The 810-nt window shown below is 66.4% G+C and carries 1 protein-coding gene; it reads left to right on the top strand.

From position 1 onward, the window contains the following. Nucleotides 1–69: 69 nt before the first annotated feature. On the top strand, nt 70–810 hold a 741-nt coding region (locus J0695_RS37705; protein ID WP_206969309.1), incomplete at its 3' end, for a DNA cytosine methyltransferase.

Genomic DNA, 810 nt, shown 5'->3' with positions numbered 1-810 from the left:
GGTGGCTATGGCCAGGTCCTAGTGATTCGCGGCGATGACGACCTTGACGCAGGCCACAGGTTCGTCGCAATGGGTGCTGGAGGCAGCACCCAGGGCGCCGAACGTGTGCCCGGCGTCAAGGTCGTCATCGCCGCGAATCACTGGGACCTGGCGATAGCCACCCACGCCGAGAACTTCCCGGACTGCCAGCATGACTGCGCCGACATCAGCCAGATCGACTTCCGCAGATACCCCAGAACCGACCTGCACTGGGGTTCCCCGGAGTGCACCAACCACACCATCGCCCGTGGCGTCCGCACCGACCTCGACCGCCAGCCCGACCTGTTCGGGGAGGTCCTGCCCGACCAGGCCGCGGTCCGATCTCGCGCCACGATGTGGGACATCCCGCGTTACCTGGAAGCCATGTGGCTCCGGGGCAAGGCAGTCCTCGGCGGTGTCGTCGAGAACGTCGTCGACGTCCGCAACTGGATCCTCTTCGACGCGTGGATCAAAGCCATCAAGGCCATGCGCTACAAGGTCCGCGTCGTCTACCTCAACTCCATGCATGCCACTCCCCGGTTCGGGACGCCGAGGGCTCCGCAGTCCCGTGATCGTGCGTACGTCGTGTACTGGCTGGAGAGCATCGGTCGCGACCCCTTGTGGGAGAAGTGGCTGAGCCCCAAAGCGCACTGTGACCGGCACGGCTGGGTCAAGGCCCGCCAGGCCTTCAAGAACGGCGTGGAGTGGGGCCGCTACCGCGCCCAGTACAACTACGTGTGCCCGACCAGCGGGTGCGGCGAGGTAGTGGAGCCGCCAGTCCTCCCGGCAGCC

Origin of the sequence: Streptomyces beijiangensis (assembly GCF_017315755.1) — a bacterium.
Taxonomy (GTDB): domain Bacteria; phylum Actinomycetota; class Actinomycetes; order Streptomycetales; family Streptomycetaceae; genus Streptomyces; species Streptomyces beijiangensis.
This window is presented reverse-complemented; position numbering and strand designations above follow the sequence as displayed.